Source organism: Pseudomonas sp. FP198, assembly GCF_030687895.1.
GTDB lineage: Bacteria > Pseudomonadota > Gammaproteobacteria > Pseudomonadales > Pseudomonadaceae > Aquipseudomonas.
Window position 1 is genome coordinate 2,657,814 of the sequence record NZ_CP117452.1, and the last position, 18,642, is coordinate 2,676,455.

General features: G+C 63.1%; 15 protein-coding genes and 1 pseudogene. 6 read left to right on the top strand and 10 right to left on the bottom strand.

Translation table 11 applies throughout. The features are described 5' to 3' along the window. Window positions 1-100: 100 nt before the first annotated feature. The gene (locus tag PSH78_RS12260) at window positions 101-2,569 is read left to right on the top strand and encodes a UvrD-helicase domain-containing protein (RefSeq protein WP_305500802.1); all 2,469 of its coding nucleotides are present in this window, start codon (window positions 101-103) and stop codon (window positions 2,567-2,569) included. Window positions 2,570-2,625: 56 nt separating this feature from the next. Here the strand turns inward: PSH78_RS12260 and PSH78_RS12265 are convergent, their stop codons facing one another. Further along, window positions 2,626-2,904 carry a DUF1652 domain-containing protein gene (locus PSH78_RS12265; protein WP_003201764.1) on the bottom strand — a complete coding sequence of 93 codons (279 nt, stop codon included), beginning with the start codon at window positions 2,902-2,904 and terminating at the stop codon, window positions 2,626-2,628. 209 nt (window positions 2,905-3,113) lie between these two features. After that, window positions 3,114-4,556, bottom strand: coding sequence for an MFS transporter (locus tag PSH78_RS12270; RefSeq protein WP_305500805.1), 1,443 nt, complete (start codon window positions 4,554-4,556; stop codon window positions 3,114-3,116). 129 nt (window positions 4,557-4,685) lie between these two features. On the opposite strand from PSH78_RS12270, the gene PSH78_RS12275 reads away from it, so the two are divergent. Beyond that, window positions 4,686-5,603: a LysR family transcriptional regulator gene (locus tag PSH78_RS12275; RefSeq protein WP_305500806.1), complete on the top strand. Its 918-nt coding sequence runs from the start codon at window positions 4,686-4,688 to the stop codon at window positions 5,601-5,603. Between the two features lies 1 nt (window position 5,604). Next, a complete protein-coding gene (locus PSH78_RS12280) occupies window positions 5,605-6,006 on the top strand; it encodes a hypothetical protein (RefSeq protein WP_305500807.1) in 402 nt (133 codons plus the stop codon). A gap of 33 nt (window positions 6,007-6,039) precedes the next feature. Here PSH78_RS12280 and PSH78_RS12285 read toward each other — a convergent pair whose 3' ends face one another. After that, on the bottom strand, window positions 6,040-6,264 hold the full coding sequence (locus PSH78_RS12285; protein ID WP_305500808.1) for a YgdI/YgdR family lipoprotein: 225 nt from the start codon (window positions 6,262-6,264) through the stop codon (window positions 6,040-6,042). A gap of 220 nt (window positions 6,265-6,484) precedes the next feature. Between PSH78_RS12285 and PSH78_RS12290 the strand changes: the two genes are divergently transcribed. The 3 genes and pseudogenes from PSH78_RS12290 (at window position 6,485) to PSH78_RS12300 (ending at window position 12,534) form a co-directional block, all read left to right on the top strand. After that, window positions 6,485-8,137, top strand: a complete 1,653-nt coding sequence (locus PSH78_RS12290) for a VRR-NUC domain-containing protein (RefSeq protein WP_305500809.1) — start codon at window positions 6,485-6,487, stop codon at window positions 8,135-8,137. Next, window positions 8,116-10,477: pseudogene (locus tag PSH78_RS12295) on the top strand (ATP-dependent DNA helicase). Before PSH78_RS12290 ends, PSH78_RS12295 begins: the two are co-directional and overlap by 22 nt. 122 nt (window positions 10,478-10,599) lie before the next feature. Next, window positions 10,600-12,534, top strand: a complete 1,935-nt coding sequence (locus tag PSH78_RS12300) for a PAS domain-containing sensor histidine kinase (protein WP_305500810.1) — start codon at window positions 10,600-10,602, stop codon at window positions 12,532-12,534. A gap of 67 nt (window positions 12,535-12,601) precedes the next feature. On the opposite strand, the gene PSH78_RS12305 is transcribed toward PSH78_RS12300, so the two are convergent. The 7 genes from PSH78_RS12305 to PSH78_RS12335 all read right to left on the bottom strand — a co-directional run bounded on the left by PSH78_RS12305 (window position 12,602) and on the right by PSH78_RS12335 (window position 18,537). Next, window positions 12,602-12,832: a hypothetical protein gene (locus PSH78_RS12305; protein WP_305500811.1), complete on the bottom strand. Its 231-nt coding sequence runs from the start codon at window positions 12,830-12,832 to the stop codon at window positions 12,602-12,604. 81 nt (window positions 12,833-12,913) lie between these two features. Then, window positions 12,914-14,170: an FAD/NAD(P)-binding oxidoreductase gene (locus PSH78_RS12310; protein ID WP_305500813.1), complete on the bottom strand. Its 1,257-nt coding sequence runs from the start codon at window positions 14,168-14,170 to the stop codon at window positions 12,914-12,916. Next, window positions 14,167-14,403 carry a 2Fe-2S iron-sulfur cluster-binding protein gene (locus PSH78_RS12315; RefSeq protein WP_305500815.1) on the bottom strand — a complete coding sequence of 79 codons (237 nt, stop codon included), beginning with the start codon at window positions 14,401-14,403 and terminating at the stop codon, window positions 14,167-14,169. Before PSH78_RS12315 ends, PSH78_RS12310 begins: the two co-directional genes overlap by 4 nt. A gap of 61 nt (window positions 14,404-14,464) precedes the next feature. Further along, the gene (locus PSH78_RS12320; RefSeq protein ID WP_305500817.1) at window positions 14,465-15,580 is read right to left on the bottom strand and encodes an FAD-binding oxidoreductase; all 1,116 of its coding nucleotides are present in this window, start codon (window positions 15,578-15,580) and stop codon (window positions 14,465-14,467) included. After that, the gene (locus PSH78_RS12325; RefSeq protein WP_305500819.1) at window positions 15,577-16,509 is read right to left on the bottom strand and encodes a 4-hydroxyproline epimerase; all 933 of its coding nucleotides are present in this window, start codon (window positions 16,507-16,509) and stop codon (window positions 15,577-15,579) included. Before PSH78_RS12325 ends, PSH78_RS12320 begins: the two co-directional genes overlap by 4 nt. Window positions 16,510-16,618: 109 nt before the next feature. Beyond that, entirely contained in the window at window positions 16,619-17,290 is a 672-nt protein-coding gene (locus tag PSH78_RS12330) for a GntR family transcriptional regulator (protein WP_305500821.1), read from the bottom strand. Between the two features lie 80 nt (window positions 17,291-17,370). Continuing rightward, window positions 17,371-18,537, bottom strand: coding sequence for an MFS transporter (locus PSH78_RS12335; RefSeq protein WP_305500823.1), 1,167 nt, complete (start codon window positions 18,535-18,537; stop codon window positions 17,371-17,373). Window positions 18,538-18,642: the final 105 nt, after the last annotated feature.

The window sequence follows — 18,642 nt, forward strand, 5'->3', positions numbered from 1 at the left end:
TTCATCGTCTAAATAGCTGACAGCAAAGCTTTTGGCTGGAATCCGGCTGCAAATCCAGACACCATAGCCCTCATGGTTCTGAACACCGGAGTCCTTCAGCGTGTCGCAACACACTCCCGATCTTCCTCCCGAACTCCTGCCACTGGCCCAGATGCCCTGGCTCAAGCGCCTGGCAGCGCGTTTCTTTGGCCATGGCCTGACGCGCCTGCGCGCCCAGCATCGGGCGTCCTGGCTGCATGGCCAGGCCGATGGCTTTCGTAGCGGGCACACCGCGGGTTTTGATTATGGTTTCAAGGAAGGCAAGGCCGAAGGCCTGGAAGAGGGGCGTCAGGTCCTGCTGATCAGGGATTCGCGCAGCACCGAGCACCCGGGGCCCAAAGTCGACGATCTATTGTTCGATGACTGGCGTCTGCCGCTTACCGCCGAACTGAAGAAACGCATCAAGGCCGACGTCGCGCGCCTGCTACCGGCGCATGCGCAACCCAGCAGCGCGCAGTGGAAGATGATTTTCAGCGACACCCCGGCGACGTCGGTCGTCGCGGGCGCAGGCGCAGGCAAGTCCACGACGCTGGTACTGCGCATCGTGCTGCTCTGTCATTACCTGGGGTTCGAGCTGGATTCGATGACCGTGGTCACGTTTACCCGCGAATCGCGCAAGGACTTCATGCAGAAGCTCATCGACATGTTTGCGCTTTGGGGGCGTACGATCAGCCTGGCGCAGGCACGCGAGCTGGTGCGCACGTTCCACTCACGAATCCTGCCCATGGTGCGCAGCCTGCCTGGATTCGAACGGCTCCAGGCCTTCGAGGCGCTGAGCCTTCGCGCCGGGCCAAATGACGATGGCGCCTTGGCCAGCCCATTCGACTTGCGCATCAACGAGGTTCAGCGCCAACACCTCAACGCCTGTTATCACAGCCTCTACAAGCGTGACGAGCGTTTCCGCGAGCTGATCAAGCCGCTTTCCCGGCACGCCTTGCAGCTCAAGACGCTGGAGCGCGATCACCCGGATGTGCAGAAGCGGATAGCCGTGACTGAACTGGCGGCCCAGCGCGACGAAGCACTGTGCGACGCGATCGAGGATCTCTGGTTCAAGGCGGGCGCCTGGCCGATCAAGGGGATCGAGCCGAAACGCCAGGCCTTCGAAGTCAATGGTTCCAGATTTCATTGCCACGGTTACGTGCCGTCGTTGGACGCCTGGGTAATGCTGGGTTTCGATCCACGCGAAAATCCTCAACTCAGCCGGCCCGGCGCCAAGCTGAGCCTGCGCGCGGAATGGGCTGTAAAGCGAACCCTGTTTCAAGCTTTCTGTCGTAAGCCATTGATATGGATTGATAGTTATGAAGAATCCAGGCGCGTATTGGCCTCGTTGGCCGGGGACGCCAGTGCCGGTCCGGGGTTCGATTACAAGGTCAAGGGAGAGCTGGGTTCCGCCCCTTTGCTGGACTGTTTTGTCGCGGCGGCAGGCTTCATCGAGAATCTTGGCCTGGATGTCCCTGATGCCGTGGGCCAGATGAGTTTCTCTCATGACGATCCCGATCGGTATTTCTTCGAGGCATTGAGCCGCTTCTGGCGCGCTTTCGAGGATCATCTGCTCGACCAATCGCCGCCGGTCATGACCTACAACCGCATGTTTGCGCTGTTCAGCGAGCATTCAGAGGAAAACTTCAAGCTGCTCGATGACGCGCTGTTGCGGCCGATGGCCCACTTGATGATCGACGAGTTCCAGGATGTTTCGCCGCAGATTGTCTCCTGGCTCCGGGCGAGCCTGCGCGAAGTGCGCAGGCGCGGTGCCGCCCTGCACGTGGGGCGCGCCGCCCAGCGTTCTTCGCTGTTGTGCGTGGGTGACGACTGGCAATCGATCTATGGCTGGCGCGGCAGTTCGCCGACTTTCTTCATGGCCTTCAACAAGCAGTTCCCGTCCCCGGCCAGCACCCGGGTGATGCTCACCGAAAACTACCGCAGCCATCAATACATCATCGACGCCGCCGAGCACGTCGTGCGCGCGGCGGCGGCCATGCCTGGCAAAAAAGCCAAGGCCAGCGGCGTGTCACGAACGCCAAGTCCGGTCAACGTGCTGGATCGGGATGATGAAGGGTTGGCGCGGCGGCTTGATGAGCATTACCGGAAGGGTGACTCGATCTTGATGCTGTATCGAAGAAGTAGCGATAAGTCATTGTTAGAAAAGCATATTCAGCCAATAGTTAATGTTGATTCTAGCTTGCCGGTGCCAATGAGGCGCTTCAGGCAAATGACTTATCACAGCGCGAAAGGCCTTGAGGCGGATGCGGTATTCCTGCTGGGTGACTGCCAGCATCTGACCAGTTCGCCGTACAAGAACCAGGTCTACCGGATGGCTGGGCTGGGCCAGGACGGCGACACCGAACCGTACGACACGGCGCAGAAAGATGAGATTCTGCGCCTGGCATACGTGGGGATCACGCGGGCGATGCAGCACTGCTATTGGTATGTCGACAGCCAGGACAGTCAAGCCGCCAACGCGCCCAGAGCTTCGGACCGTGTCGCGGCGGGCAAGCCATTCTTCCTCGACCATCGCCGTGCGCGTGGCTGATACGTGCCACAGTCGATAGCCACAAAAAAGCCCACGTTAACGTGGGCTTTTTTTGTTCAGGAAGCGAATCGTCGCAAGCCAACCGGCGGCACGAAAGCTTCAAGCTCGGCTTCCACCGCTTCGATGATTCGCTCCACATCGGGCGCGTTCATCACGGTGGCGCAGGGAATGCCCGCGATCGCGATCATGGTTTCGCCGCTGGCACGGTCGAACAACCGGGCAACCATGCTGCCCGGCGCATCCATGCTGGCCTCGAAGCCCATGGGATGGAAATGCCAGCGCATCAATTGGCAGGCGTTGGGGAACGTAACCTTGCTGAAAGATCCTTTATTCATCTGTAGCCCGCCTTCTTCATCAAGCGCTTCCGTTTGCTCATGTCAGGAAGGAAGAGCCATCATGGCCCTACCAGTGAGAATTAAAATAGCACCGGAAAATGAAGCTGATGTGGATTTTTTCAGTCCGTTTGGCGATTGGTTCAGTTTTTTTGATCTGGATCATGACTTAACCGGGAATGTTCAGAATGCCACCATCGGTTGCGTGAGGTTTACTGCCGTTCGGGCGACGGCTCTGGATCGCGGTATTTCAGCGCAATCAGCAGTGCCAGGCCCGCCATTGCGAAGGCAATGGCGAAGGTGACGTGCAAGCCGTGGGCCGCAGTCTCGGGTGTTGTAGCGCCAATACCGTTCGTCGGCAAAGCGCTGGCGAAGACTGCACCGAGCAGCGATGCGCCAGTAAGGAATCCCAGGTTGCGCGACAAGTTGAGCAAGCCGGCGATGGCCCCCCGCTGATGGGCGGGGAGCTCAGCCATGACCGATGTATTGTTGGCCGTCTGGAACATCGCATAGCCAAGTGTCGTGACCACAATGGCCACGGCATAACCGGCTATGCCCAAGGCGGGAGGAACCAGCGACAGCAGTAGACAACCGAGCATCAGGGTCGCCAGTCCGGCAAGACGCATCAGGCGCACGCCGAAACGGTCCGCCAGCCGCCCGGCGGGCATGCCGGCGAAAGCGGCGACGCACGGCCCCGCAGCCAACACCAGGCCCACCGTTGTCGGAGGCAACCCGAGGGCGATGGCGAGATAGAACGGGCCGACCAGCAGCGTCGCCATCATGATCGCGGCGACCAGCGCGCTTGTAGCCAGGCCCGAGACGAGCAGGCGGTCGCGAAACATCGGCAGCGGGATCAGTGGCGACGCGAGTCGTTTCTGCGTCCGGACGAACCATCCGCCGCTCAGGACCGCCGCCAGCAACAGGCCGATATTCAGTGCGCCAAAGCTCCCACGTCCGAGTGTCATGGCCAGGGCATAAGCGCCCAGTGTGAAAGCGAGCAGGAGCGTGCCCAGGCCATCGAAGCCCACGCGCCCGGTCTTTTGCGCCGGGTATCCGGCAGGCAAAAAGCGCCAGGCCAGCGACAGCGTCAGTAACCCGAGAGGAACGTTGACCAGAAACAACGCCTGCCAGCCGAACCCGCTGATCAAGACGCCACCGAGGGAGGGCCCGAGGGCGGTGCCGACCGCTGACAGCGTGGCGAGCAGGCCCATGGCGCTGCCGGTCCTGGCTTTGTCGACCGTTTCGCCGACGAGGGCCAGGGTCAATGTCATCATGATGGCCGCGCCCACGCCTTGCAGGGCCCTGGCAGCGATCAGCAGCCACAACGACGGCGCCAGGCCACACAGGGCCGAAGCCAGCGTGAACAGCGCGATGCCAGCCAGCAGGAGCTTGCGACGCCCGATCAGGTCGCCCAAGCGTCCGAGGCTGACGATCAGCGTGGTGATCGCCAGCAGATAGGCGAGGACCACCCACTGGACCAGTTGGAAGGAGGCATCGAATGCCTGGGCCAGCACCGGTAAGCCGACGCTGGCGACGCTGGCGCCCAGGGAGGCGAGCAGCGTTGCCAGTGCAAGGCTGGCCAGGGCCCCATGTGCGCTGCGCTGCGGTGGATTGTCGGCGATTGTCGACAGGGGTTCTGCAATAGCTGGTTTCATCGTGTCCTCTCTGTCTGCGGCTCCTTCGGCGCAGCTGTCAGAACGGTACGCCGAGGCATAACATGGCGGAAGACGCAGCAGTTGCATGTTATAGCTGCACACAACGCCACCTGTGCTCGAGTCCCGTCAATGTCCGCACCCGATTTGAATTTGCTTCTCACCCTGGATGCGCTGCTGTCCGAAGGCAGCGTGGCTGGCGCGGCGCGGCGGCTGCGCCTCAGTCCTTCGGCCATGAGCCGGGCATTGGCGCGGTTGCGCCAGGCCACCGGCGACCCGTTGCTGGTGCGGGCCGGGCGGGGTCTGGTGCCGACTCCGCGCGCGCTGGCGTTGCGCGAGCAGGTCAGTCAACTGGTCCAGGATGCCCAGGCCGCGCTGCGCCCGGAGCAGGCGCCGGATCTGCGACGGGTGAACCGAACCTTCACGCTGCGCACTCGGCAAGGCTTCGTGGAGAATTTCGCGCTGGAGCTGATTGCCCGAGTCAGCGAGCAGGCGCCAGGGGTTCGGCTGTGTTTTGTCGACAAGGCTGATAAGGACAGCACCGCGCTGCGCGAGGGCAGTGTGGATCTGGAAACCGCCGTGGTGGATGAGCACACCCGTCCGGAGTTGCGCACGCAGGCATTGTTTCGAGACCGCCTCATCGGCGTGGTCCGCCCGGGGCATCCGCTGGGCCAGATCGAGGTGAGCGCTGCCGACTATGCGATGGGCGCGCACATCGGCGTGTCCCTGCACGACCTCGATCATGGACCGATGGAGCAGGCGTTGGGGGCATTGGGCCTGTCCCGTGAAATCGTCACCAGCGTCTCGGGTTTTTCCGCTGCGCTGGGGCTCGCCCGGTCCAGCGACCTCATCGCCAGCGTGCCGGAGCGCTACACCAGCCGCTTGCGCCACGGCATGCACAGTTTCGCGCTGCCGTTTGCGCTGCCCGGGTTCACTATCGCCATGCTCTGGCACCCGCGTATGGATGCCGATCCGGTGCATCGCTGGCTTAGAGGTTGCATGAGGGAGGTCTGCGCGGGTCAGTTCGAACCGCGTTTAAAGGAGATATAGCGTGGTGAATAATAAACACAGCGTTATCGCAGCCGCCATCTGTGTATTGGTATGCGACAGCGTGATGGCGGAGCTGCCGGAGCATTCGATTCTCAACCGTTACGGCATCACCTCGGAACAGTTGCCCGCCGCCCGGACGGGCGAACCTGTAGAACCCTTTCCAGGAAAAACGCGGTTTGAAATATCGGCACACAGACCCTGGGCGACACTGAACCTGGAGGAGGCAGTCACGCCGCCGGTGACTGGCAATATCAGCATCGACCGTGCCCTTCAACAGGAACGGGCGCGCTGCCTGCGCTTGCGGGACGAGGCTCGACAGCGAAAGAGCGGATGGGATGGTTGCGGCGAGAGCGCTCTCGGGCCAGCCATCAGCGTAGGAATCGAGTTTGCGCCGATCAACTGACTGTTGGCCCTTTCGCGCAGAGGTGAGGTTGGTTCAGTCTTCCTTGCGAATCGTCGCCACTTCATCGGCGCGGACCCGGACTTTGCGGCCAGAAATGTCCTCGAATTCGTAGAAGCCATCGGCGGTGCGGGTGTTCGGCGTGTCCTCGGTCAAATACTGGGTACCGTTCTGCAAGGTCACCACGGTCGGCGAGGCGCAGCCGGCCAACGCCAGCAGCGCGGTGACGGCCAAGGGCAGGCCCAGAAACCTGATGTTCATATCCATAACCTCTTTCGAAAGGACGCAGCCCGGCTGATTCGACCGGGCCATCACTGAGTTAACCGCCATTGGTCTCGCTTGTTGTAGGAAAGTTCATCGCACTGGGAAGGATTTCTCCTTTAAATATAGGCGACCGCTCATCTTTTGCAGTTGCCTGGGCCGCGAGTAGCTGATATCTGTACGCATAACCAGTGTTTCAGCATGCGTGGCGCTTTTTTCCGTGACAGCCAATCCCCTTGACGACCCCTTTTATTACCTGAACAACTTCCAGCGGGTCCTCGCCTGGTTGACGCAACGTTATGCCGACGTATTGAGTGTCGAAGAGCAGCGGTTTATCGATGATTTCATCGCTTTGCCGCGTCCGGCCCAAGGCTTGCTGGTGCGGATGGTGATGCGCAAGGGCCTGCACTTTCGTCACACCAAACTGCGCTACGCGGAAATTGGCGACATCGCCGACGCCGTGGCGCCGTTGTTGGCGCTGGGCTGGGTCGAAGAGCAGGCGTGCCTGAGCCCTGTCGAACTGTTCGAGGTGCTGCTCAAGCCGGAAATACTTCTGTGCCTGGGGCATCTGATCGGGCAACCCAAGGCACGCAAATCCGAATGGCTGCAGGCCCTGAGTGATCAGGACGGCCAGCCGCAGCCGTTCCGCGCCTGGTGCCCGCAACTCGAAGAGCGGCTGTACAGCCTCACGGTGATGGGGCTGTGCGACCGCTTGCGGTTGATGTTCTTCGGCAATCTCTATCAGGACTGGTCGGAGTTCGTGCTGGCGGACCTGGGCATCTTTGTCTATGAAGCCGTTGAGTTCAGCGCCGAGTCCCGGGGGCTGCGCAGCCGCGAGGACATCGATGCCTGTGTCTTCTTGCATGAATGCCAGCAACGCTTCGACGCCAGCGAACCGCTCGAACCGATCATCGCCCGGGTCCATGCCCTGGAGCTGGACAATCCCTGGCTTGAGCGGCGCCGGGGCAAGCTGTTGTTTCAGCTCGGCCAGCATTGCGAACGCATCGGTGATTTTGCCCAGGCCCTGAGTCTTTATCGCGGTTGTACCTACCCCGGCGCGCGACTGCGAATGATCCGCGTGCTGGAGCGCATCGGCGAATATGCCCTGGCCCTCGAACTGGGTGAAGCCGCGGCCCAGGCGCCACAAAGCGCTGCCGAGCGCCAGGCCTTGCTGCGGATCTTGCCCCGACTGCGGCGCAAACTGGGCGGGCCGCCGGTGGCCCGTGCCGTGGCCAGGGAGGTCGAACGACTGGATTTGCATCTGCCGCGTGTCGACCCGACGTTATCGGTGGAATATTACGTCCAGGCTCATCTGCATGACGAAGCCGCCCCGGTGCATTACGTGGAGAACAGCCTGGTCAACTCGCTGTTCGGCCTGTTGTGCTGGCCGGCAATTTTCGCGCCGCTGCCGGGGGCTTTTTTCCACCCGTTCCAGCGCGGGCCGGTGGACTTGCTGAACGAAGATTTCCATGACCGTCGCGCCGAACTGTTCGCGGCGTGCTTCGCCGAGTTGGACGACGGGCGCTATCGGCAGACCATCCGTCGACGTTACGCGGAAAAATGGGGCGTGCAGTCACCGTTCGTGTTCTGGGGCGCACTGTCCGAAGACCTGCTGGACCAGGCGCTCGACTGTCTGCCGGCCGAACACCTCAAGCACTGGTTCGGCCGTCTGCTGCTGGACATCAAGGCCAACCGCGCCGGCATGCCCGACCTGATCCAGTTCTGGCCGCAGCACAAGACCTACCGCATGATCGAAGTCAAAGGCCCCGGCGATCGCCTGCAGGACAACCAACTGCGCTGGCTGGAGTTCTGCCACGAACACCGGATGCCCGTTGCCGTCTGTTATGTGCAATGGGCGGAGCAGGGCGCGTGACCGAGATGCCGGGCTACAGCATTGCCGTGCGGGCGTTATGCGAGTTCACCGCCAAGGTCGGCGATCTTGACTTGCGTTTCACGCCGTCACCCACCGCCCTGGAAGGTATCGTCGGCCACCGTACAGTGGCAGCGCGGCGCCAGGAGGGCTATCAGGCCGAAGTCAGCCTGGAAGGCGTCTACCAGACCTTGAAAGTCAAGGGGCGGGCCGACGGCTACGACCCGGCCCGCAATCGCCTGGAGGAAGTGAAGACCTATCGGGGCGACCTGAGCAAGCAACCGGACAACCACCGCCAGTTGCATTGGGCCCAGGCGAAAATCTATGGCTGGCTGCTGTGCGACAAATTGCAATTGCCAAGCATTGACGTTGCCTTGGTCTACTTCGACATCGTCAGTGAAAAGGAAACCTGCCTGACCCAAAGCTACGAAGCCTCGCAGCTCCAGGCGTTCTTCGAGCAGCAGTGCGCACGGTTCCTGGCGTGGGCCGAACAGGAAATGCGCCATCGCCAGGCGCGCAACCTGGGCGCCCAGGCGCTGGCGTTTCCCCACGCCGGCTTCCGGCCGGGGCAACGTCACCTGGCCGAATCGGTGTTCAAGGCGATCAGCACCGGGCGCTGCCTGATGGCCCAGGCGCCCACCGGCATCGGCAAGACCGTCGGCACCTTGTTCCCCATGCTCAAGGCCTTGGCGCCGCAGCGTCTGGACAAGGTGTTCTTTCTCACGGCGAAAACCCCCGGCCGCAGGCTGGCCCTGGATGCGGCCCGGCTGATCACCAACAACGCCCCGGCAATGCCGCTGCGGGTATTGGAAATGATCGCCCGGGACAAGGCCTGCGAGCATCCGGACAAAGCCTGCCACGGCGAATCATGCCCGCTGGCCCGTGGGTTCTATAATCGCCTGCCGCAGGCCCGGGCAGCGGCGAGCCAGGTCACGCTGCTCGACCAGGCGGCGTTGCGCGATATCGCCCTGAACCACGAAGTCTGTCCGTACTACCTGAGCCAGGAAATGGCCCGTTGGGCCGATGTGGTGGTGGCGGACTACAACTACTACTTCGATTTCAGCGCCTTGCTCTTCGGCCTCGCCCAGGCCAATGGCTGGACGGTCGCGACCCTGGTGGACGAAGCCCACAACCTGGTGGAGCGAGGGCGCCAGATGTACAGCGCGAGCCTCGACCAGCTTGCGCTGGCGACGGTGCTGAAAACGGCGCCGGAGCCTTTGAAGAAAGCATTGCGCAAGGTCAGCCGTCAGTGGAACGCCTCGCACGAGCCGCAAATTGCCGCCTACCAGGCGTATGGAAAACCACCGGAGAAACTGCTTCAGGCCTTGGGAACGTGCACCAGCGCCATCGGCGACTACCTCAATGACCATCCCCAAGGACTGGACAGTCAGCTGCAAGCGTTTTATTTCGATGCGTTGCAGTTCGGTCGCGTGGCGGAGGCATTTGATGAGCATTTCCTGTTCGATATTCACAAGCGCGAATCCAGCCGCCAGCGCAGCCTGTCGACGCTGTGCCTGCGCAACGTGGTGCCGCGGCCGGTTTCCTGCGACCCAGGTTCACCGCGTCGCGCAGCAGCGTACTCTTCTCCGCGACGCTGAGCCCGCGGCGCTATTACGCCGATTTGCTGGGCACACCCGCGGACACGGTATGGATCGATGTCGAGTCGCCGTTCCAGGCCGAGCAGCTGGATGTTCAGGTGGTCAGCCGGATCTCCACTCGCTTCGCCCATCGCCAGGGCTCCCTTGAACCGATCGTCGCGCTGATGGCTCGCCAGTTCGCCGAGCGTCCCGGCAACTACCTGGCGTTCTTCAGCAGCTTCGATTACTTGCAGCAGGTGGCCGGGTTGTTGGCCGAGCGACATCCGCACATTGCGACCTGGACGCAATCGCGCGGCATGGGCGAGGCGCCGCGGCAGGCGTTCCTCGAACGCTTCATGGAGCACAGCCAGGGCATTGGCTTCGCGGTGCTGGGCGGCGCGTTCGGCGAGGGCATCGACCTGCCGGGCTCGCGGCTGATCGGAGCGTTCATCGCCACCCTCGGGCTGGCGCAGTTCAACCCGGTCAATGAACAGATCAAGCAGCGCATGGCGACGATCTTTGGCGACGGCTATGACTACACCTACCTGTATCCCGGCCTGCAAAAAGTCGTGCAGGCCGCTGGCCGGGTCATCCGCACCCAGCAGGATCGCGGAGTGGTGATGCTGATCGACGACCGCTTTGGCGAGGCCAAGGTGCAGCGATTATTGCCGCAGTGGTGGACCGTCAGGCAGGAGCAACCCCAATCCAATGTGGGAGCGAGCTTGCTCGCGATGGCGTCGGAACAGGTTGCATCTTCATAGACTGATCCACCGCGATCGCGAGCAAGCTCGCTCCCACAAGTATTCTATAGCCCCACATAAATCAGGTTTTTACTCGGGCTGCAGTTGTTCCATACTCCGCACAAATCCCCCTGATCCCTCGGCCAACATGCTTGAGAACAACCCAAAGACTAACCGCATCAACGAAGAACAGCGCTTTCGGCTGCTTATCGATGCCGTGGTCGACTACGCCATTTACATGACCGACCCGTCCGGCATCATCACCAGCTGGAATTCTGGCGCTCGACGCTTCAAGGGCTACGAGGAATCCGAGATCCTTGGCCAGCACTTTTCCCGGTTCTACACCGATCAGGACCGTGCCGCCGGGCTGCCGCAATTGGCCCTCGATACGGCCGTGCGCGAGGGGCGTTTCGAAGGCGAAGGCTGGCGGGTGCGCAAGGACGGCACGCTGTTCTGGTCCCATGTGGTCATCGACCCGATCATCGACAGCCAGAGCGGCGAGCTGCTCGGCTTCGCCAAGATCACCCGGGACCTGACCGATCGCAAGATGGCCGAGGAAACCCTCAAGCAAAGCGAGCAACAGTTCCGGCTGCTGGTGCAGAGCGTCACCGACTACGCCATCTACATGCTTGACCCGGACGGGCAGGTGACCAACTGGAACCAGGGTGCGCAGCGGATCAAGGGCTACCTGCCGGCCCAAGCGATCGGCCAGCACTTCTCGATGTTCTACACCCCCGAAGACCGGGAGGCCGGGGAGCCACAGCGGGCCTTGAGCATAGCCGCCAGCGTCGGCCGTTTTGAAAAGAAGGGGTGGCGCGTGCGCAGGGACGGCACGCGCTTCATGGCTCATGTGGTTATCGATGCGATTCGCAGCGATACCGGCACACTCCTTGGATTTGCCAAGATCACCCGCGACATTACCGATGCCACGCAGGCGCAACAGGCCTTGGAGCAGGCTCGCGAGGCACTGTTTCAAGCGCAGAAACTGCAAGCGATCGGCCAGCTCACCGGCGGCATCGCCCACGATTTCAACAATCTGCTGACGGTGATCCTCGGCAACCTGGAAATCATGCGCAAGCGCATGCCCAGCGAACCAAAACTCACCCAACTGCTGGACAACGCCGTCCAGGGGGCGCTTCGCGGTGTTTCCCTGACCCAGCGCATGCTGGCGTTCGCCCGTCGACAGAAGCTCAGCTCCGAACCAGTGGAGCTGGCGACGCTGGTGCAAGGCATCAGCGGCCTGCTGCAAAGCTCGATGGGCCCGTCGATTCATATCCAGACCCGATTTGCCGAGGCGTTGTCGCCGGTGCTGGCCGACGTCAACCAGCTCGAACTGGCGATCCTCAACCTGGCAACCAATGCCCGCGATGCCATGCCCCAGGGCGGCAGGATATTGATCGAGGCGCAGGAGCGGCTGGGCAGCCAGGCCGGTGGGCCAGGAAGGCCGTTGGGCAACGAGCGGTACATTTGCCTGTCGCTCACCGACGAAGGCGATGGCATGGACGAAATGACGCTGGCCTCGGCCGTGGATCCTTTTTTCACTACCAAGGGCGTGGGCAAGGGCACCGGCCTGGGATTGTCCATGGTGCATGGTCTGGCCGAGCAATTGGGCGGGCGGCTGATCCTCAGGAGCGAAAAAGGCGTAGGCACCACCGCCGAGCTGTGGTTGCCGGTGGCTGATGAGTCGACCACGGACAAGCCGCCCGCAGTAGAGACAGCTACGCCACCTGTCCACGCGCTGCTGGTATTGGTGGTCGACGATGACAGCCTGGTGATGACCAGCACCCGCTTGCTGATCGAAGACCTTGGCCACCGGGTGCTTTGCGCGCTGTCGGGCCCCCAGGCGCTGGAGTTGTATGAGCGCAACCCGGATATCGACTTGGTGATCACCGACATGGCCATGCCCCAGATGGACGGTGCGCAGTTGGCGAAACTGCTGCGCGACCGTCAGCCGACGCTGCCGATCATCCTGGCGACTGGCTACGCCGAGCGCCTCGAAGGCTTCGCCACGCAACTGCCGCGGCTGACCAAGCCGTTCAAGCAGATTGACCTGGTGCAGGTGATTGGGCAGACGATGAAATAAACCGTCTTGGGGTCGCTGCGCAACCCAGCGGGAGCAAGCTCCCTCGCCACCAAAGCGACTTGCGCAGCTACTGGGTATTTTTCTTGAAGCCCCGCAGGTTCATCGCACACAGGCAGAACTGCAGGACGATCAGCGCATAGGCATCGGTGTGCAGGCCCCATACGACCCAGAGAATGTTACTGACGATAAAACAACTGAACCCAGCGACCCGCCGACGGGGTTGGCGTGAGCCGATCAGCCACGCGGCCAATACCGTTACCGCCATCGCGGGCCATTGGACCCATCCCAGATAATCCACGCATTTCTTCCTCTTGCCGTTGATGCTCTACAGACCTTGGCACGGGCGTGGAATTCTTTTTTTTCAAGCACAAGGGCGTTCTCAATTGAACGGGAGATCTTCCAACCTCAGCAACGTTTCTATCCGCGCCGGACTGAAAGGCGGGCGAGGGGCAGGCGCCGTCCAGCCAAGCAGATGCTCCAGCGCCGCACCGCAGACCCGGCCCTGACACGCCCCCATGCCGCAACGACTCGCCAGTTTCGCCTCACGCCAGTTCTCAAAATCGCGCAGCTCACCATAGACCACGTCTTCACAACGGCATACCAAGGTGTCGCGTTGGGGCAGGTTTTTCAAATGGGTATCAAGGGCAAAGGCAGTGTTCAAGGCCCGGGCAAAACCTTGCCAGCGTGCACGACCAGGCCACAGGCGCTCGGCGGCCAGGGTATCGCCGACAGCGGCGTGGCCAGCGATGGCGCCCTCCACCAGGGCCAGTTCGCTGCCGCCGAAACCGGTGCATTCACCTGCGGCGTAATGATCAATGCGAGTGGTGGCTTGCCAGGCATCGACCGCAAGCGCTTGTCCGTCAAGGCCGCAGTTCAAAGCCTGGCCCAGCTGGGTATTGGGAATAAGGCCGAAGCCACAGGCCAACCGGTCGCAGGCCAGTTCAACGGTTTTGCCGTGTTGCAGCAGCCGCACGCCTTCGAGTCTGTCCTTCCCCAAGGCCTCCAACACGTGGGTACCGGTGCGGTAGTGCGCATCAAACAGGCTGAACGCCTGCAACAATTTGCCCGGCCAGCGCGGCAGATTCGCGGCGAAACCCGCCACGGCGGCGCGGTTGGCTTGCTCGGCGACTCGCAGCAGTTGCGCCCCGTGATGTTTCGCCGTGGCCGCACTGGCGAGCAACAGCGGCCCGCTGCCGGCGATCACCAAGCGTTCGCCACGCACTGGCAGGCCGCCCTTGATCAACGCCTGCAAGCCGCCGGCGCCGGTGACACCGGGCAGCGTCCAGCCAGGGAAGGGCAGCAGCAGTTCACGGGCTCCGGTGCACAGGATCAAGCGGTCATAAGCGATCAGCCAACCCTGCTCGGCATCTTCTACCAGCAGGGTTTTATCGGCGGCGCTGGCGACCACTCGGGCGCCCATGCGCCAGGACACATTGGTGCAAGCGCGCACACGTTCCCGCAAGCGTCGTGCCTCCTTGGGCAGGTTGGCCTGGGGGCCGTCGCGCCAGATCTGTCCGCCAGGGACCGGGTTGTCGTCGAGCAGCACAATGCGCGCGCCGCTGCTGGACGCCGCCAGCGCCGCCGCCATTCCGGCAGGACCGGCACCGATGATCAGAATGTCAGTGGATTCATTCATGCCCGGGTGTCCACTTGCATGCCATCTCGGCACAGCGTCTGGCAGGCCAGGCGCCGGCGACTGTCGATCAGCACCCGGCATTCCTGGCAGATGCCCATGCCGCACAAGGGCGCGCGTCGCTGGCCGGTCACCGAGGTTCGGCTGCAGCCGTCGGAGCCCAAGGCCAAAGCCGCGGCGACGGTGGAGCCTTCAGCGATCGAGAGTTTGCGTCCATCAATGCAGAGTTCAAGCATGGTCTCTTACCCTTCAGCCAGATAGAGCCTGGAGCAACCCACCGTGGCGAGGTTCAGGGCTTCAGGCATGGGCAGGTTCTCCCAGGAAACGTTGCGGCAGATACGGTTGTGCGGCCAGCGGCGCGGTTTCGTTGAACAGTTGCGCGACCAGCAGGTCGGCCGTCGCCGGCGCGGTGGTGACGCCGAGTCCTTCGTGACCCACCGCCAGCCACAAGCCCTTGCGTTGCGGATGCTGGCCCACCAGCGGCAGGCCGTCGGGGCTCGCCGCGCGAAAACCGGTCCAGGCGCGGATGCCGTTGAGGTGTGCCAGGCCCGGCATGTAATCAACGGCGCGCTTGAGCATTTTCGCCAGCATCCAGCCCTCGACCTGCGGATCGATGTTGCCGAATTGCCGAGAGGCGCCAATGAACAGTTGTCCGGTCGGGCGCGGCTGGATGTTGCAGGCCACCGATGGCCCGCTGGCGTTGTGGGCGCTGGTGACATAACCCAGTTCGACCAGGGTGTGGGTGACAGTGGCGGGGTAACGATCGGTGATCAACAGGTGGCCTTTCTTGGGTTCGATCGGCAGTTCCGGGCACAACTCGGTGGCCTGGATGCCGTTGGCGAGCACCACCGCTTCGGCGCTCAGCCAATGACCGTCACTGAGTCGCACGCGGTGGCCGTCCACTTCGCTGACCTCGGCACGCTGCTGGCGAATGTTGTCGTGATCGAGCATCCAGCGGGCGGCGGCGGGCGCGTAGAGAATGCCGTCGCCCTTGATCAGCAGTCCGCCTTCCAGTCCCGCCCGCAGTTCCGGTTCGCGCTGCTGCAAAGCGGCCCGGCCAAGCAGTTCGCAGGCTTCGCCGTGGGCCATCAGGTTCAGGTACTTGTCGTGGGCCACGGTCATCTCTTCGGCGTTGGCGGCCAGCCACAGCGTGCCGTTATTGCGCCAGGCGCAGCCCTCAGGCAAGGCGGGGGCCAACTCGCGCCATCGCCGCAGTGAATATTGGCTCAGGGCCAGCTCCGCCGGGTTGTCGTCGAGCACCAGCAAATGCCCCATGCCGGCCGCCGTGGCGCCGTGCCAGCCGGCGTCGAGCACCAGCACCCGCAAGCCACGCAGGGCCAAGGTCCGTGCGCAGGCCGCGCCGATGATGCCGGCGCCAATGACGATGACATCGGCGACAGGACCCTCGCTCACGGACGAATGCCCCAGGCGAACGGGTCGTCCGGATCGATGATCAACGTCGTTTCGGCGCTGATGTAGGCGCGGCCGCGAATGGTCGGCACGATGCGCTCGCCTGAACGCTCGTACGAGCCTTCGAATTCACTGCCGATGACACTGGTCTGACGCCAGATCTGTCCCGGTTGCAACTTGCCGTCGGCGGCCAGGCACGCCAGTTTGGCGCTGGTGCCGGTGCCGCAAGGGGAGCGGTCATAGGCCTTGCCGGGGCAGAGCACGAAGTTGCGGCTGTCGGCAGTGGGATCATCGGCGAACAGTTCGATGTGATCGATCAGCCCGCCGTCCTCGCCCCGAAAGCCCTGCTGTTCCAGAGCCTGCTGGACCGCGAACGTGTAGGCGGTCAAGGCATCGAGATTGTCGCCCGCCACCCGCTGGCCGTGGTCGGTGATCAGGAAAAACCAATTGCCGCCCCAGGCCACATCGCCCACCACCGGACCGATGCCGGGCACTTCCAGGCGCAACGCCTGGCGATAACGGTAGGCCGGCACGTTGCGCACGCTGACCGAACGATCTTCATGCAGAGTGGCCTGCACCGTGCCCACCGGCGTCTCGATGTCATGCACGCCGGGGCCGATCCGGCCCAGGTGAGCCAATGACGCCACCAGGCCGATGGTGCCGTGGCCGCACATGCCGAGGTAGCCGCTGTTGTTGAAAAAGATCACTCCGGCACAGGCCGTCGGATCCACCGGTTCACACAGCAGGGCGCCCACCAGCACATCGCTGCCCCTGGGTTCCAACACGCACGCGGTGCGCCAGGCATCGTGCTGTTCGGCCAAGCGCTGCCTGCGCTCGGCCATGCTGCCCTGGCCCAGGTCAGGGAAACCGGCTGTGACCAATCGGGTCGGTTCGCCGCCGGTGTGGGAGTCGATCACAGTGATGCGTTTCATGGCGCCACGTCCGTTCAGGTGAGTGAACGCAAGCGTGGCCCGCGCCGGGGGTTGGCGGCTTGAGGGTTTTATCTGCCGGTCGTGACGAAATCGGCATAGCGCGAAGGCATCATCGGCTCGATGGCAGGAATTCGAACAGTGTCTGGCAGACTCCGGCGATGTGTTCGTCCAGCAGCTTCACCGCGCGTTCGACATCACCGGCCCGGCAGGCGTCGAGAATTTCCCGGTGCTCGTGGTCGGCGCGCTCCTTGCCCGCCGACAGGCTCATCTGCATGCGCAGGTAACGTTCCAGCTTGTCGTGGACCGAGCGGATCAGCCCGACCATGAACGGCCGTTGCGCCGGTTCGTAGAGGCAGGCGTGCAGTTGCCAGTTGAGCTCGGCCCAGCGGCCGACATCATCTTCGCCGATGAACTCGCGACAGATGCTGTCGGCGCGGGCGAAGGTCGCTTCGGTCATGTTGGGAATGGCCAGGCGCAGGACCTTGTCTTCGAGCAGCATCCGCACCTCGAACATCTGCGCCAGTTCCGCTTCGGAAATCCGCGTGACCATCGCCCCGCGGTTGCGCTGGAACATCACCAGGCCTTCGGCCTCCAGGCGCTTGAGCGCCTCGCGCACGGGGATCTTGCTGACATTGAACTGCCGGGCGATGTCGTCCTGGCGAATCGGCTCGTCTTCGGCGAAATGCCCGGCCACAATGGCATCGCGCAGGTGACGGGTGATGATTTCCGAAGTGGAGGGGGTGTTGCCCAGGTCGGGCAGATTGAACTTGGATAATGTCACGGCGGCGGGTCGTTCGGGCTGAGTTGGGGATATGGTATACGACTTTGCCTGCGGCGACGTCGAGCGCTGGTGTGGCGAGGTCAGCCATGGGATGGCTGGGCGATGAAAGCTTCGCTGCGAACGATCAGCAAACCGGTGACCGTTGCGCCCGCCAGCAGTGCCAGGCCGAACACCAGCAGCGCCAGATCAGCGCCGAACCGATCGGCCAGCAACCCGGTCACCACCACCGGGATGCTGAACCCGACGTAGGCGAACAGGAAAAAACCGGCGCTGACCCGGGCTTTCTGCGCACCGGCCATGGCGGTCACGGCCGACAATCCGCCGAGGTACAAAAAGCCGTAACACGCACTGCTGGCGCCCAGGGCCCCGAACAGCACCGCGGCCAGGGAACCGATGCTCGCGCCCCAGGCGAGCAATGCATAGCTCAACGGCAAGACCAACAGGCCCAAGCCGGTAGCCCTGGCCGGTTGCATGCGCCGCACCCAGGGCTGGAAGAGCAGGCCGCAGCTGATGACAGTAAACGTCGACAATCCCGACCAACGCTGCAAGTCGTGGCTGGCGAGCACCGATGGCAGGATCGCGATCACCAGCCCGGAAGTGGCCCAGGCCAGCAGCATGGAAAAGCTGTAGGGCAGGCTCCCGGCGGGAAACAGCGGCAGGCGCAGCAGCGGCGCCTGCTCGATTCGCACGGCGGGGTCGGGCAGGCGCCAGACCACGATCAGCGCCAGGCCAGCCAGCACCAACTGCAGCCAGAAACTGCCAGGGGTAACGCTGGGACAGGCGAAAAGAAACAGGCTGGTCAGCGCCGCGCCCAGGCCAAAACCCAGGGAGGTACTGGCCGTGACCCGGTTGGCCGGTGAACGGCTGTCGGTGGTTGCCAGCAGTTCCGTCATATAGGCGGTCGCGGTCGCCGAGGCCAGCCCGGTCCCGACCCCCATCATCAGGCGCGCCACACCCAGGGCGATCAGGTTGGGCCAGATCACGGTGACCAGCGTCGCCAGCATCGACAGGCCGAGCGCCGCGATGATCAACGGTCTGCGGCCCACCCGGTCGGCCAAGCCGCCGAAGGCCAGCAGCACCGGCAACACCCCCAGCACATAACCGGAGAACGCCACCGCCGTGGCGCCGGCACCGTAGCCGGAAAGCTGCGCATAGGTGGTATACAGCGGCGCCTGGAGATTGACCGCCAGGGTGATCAGGCACAGTCCGAATGCCAGGCCCCATGAGTGTCGTTGCGATGCGTTCAAGAGCGTTCCTTGAGGGGGGGAGACTCGGCGAACTATCCGGGCCGTCCCGCAGGCAAACAAGGAACAGAGGGATGCCTTTTATGTTTAACTGTTTGGGCAAAAATA

Bases quoted from the DNA above. Each gene is read 5' to 3' on its own strand.
- PSH78_RS12310 (WP_305500813.1), bottom strand. From the start codon at position 14,170: ATGAATGAATCCACTGACATTCTGATCATCGGTGCCGGTCCTGCCGGA.
- PSH78_RS12300 (WP_305500810.1), top strand. From the start codon at position 10,600: ATGCTTGAGAACAACCCAAAGACTAACCGCATCAACGAAGAACAGCGC.
- PSH78_RS12265 (WP_003201764.1), bottom strand. From the start codon at position 2,904: ATGAATAAAGGATCTTTCAGCAAGGTTACGTTCCCCAACGCCTGCCAA.
- PSH78_RS12275 (WP_305500806.1), top strand. From the start codon at position 4,686: ATGTCCGCACCCGATTTGAATTTGCTTCTCACCCTGGATGCGCTGCTG.
- PSH78_RS12325 (WP_305500819.1), bottom strand. From the start codon at position 16,509: ATGAAACGCATCACTGTGATCGACTCCCACACCGGCGGCGAACCGACC.
- PSH78_RS12285 (WP_305500808.1), bottom strand. From the start codon at position 6,264: ATGAACATCAGGTTTCTGGGCCTGCCCTTGGCCGTCACCGCGCTGCTG.
- PSH78_RS12315 (WP_305500815.1), bottom strand. From the start codon at position 14,403: ATGCTTGAACTCTGCATTGATGGACGCAAACTCTCGATCGCTGAAGGC.
- PSH78_RS12270 (WP_305500805.1), bottom strand. From the start codon at position 4,556: ATGAAACCAGCTATTGCAGAACCCCTGTCGACAATCGCCGACAATCCA.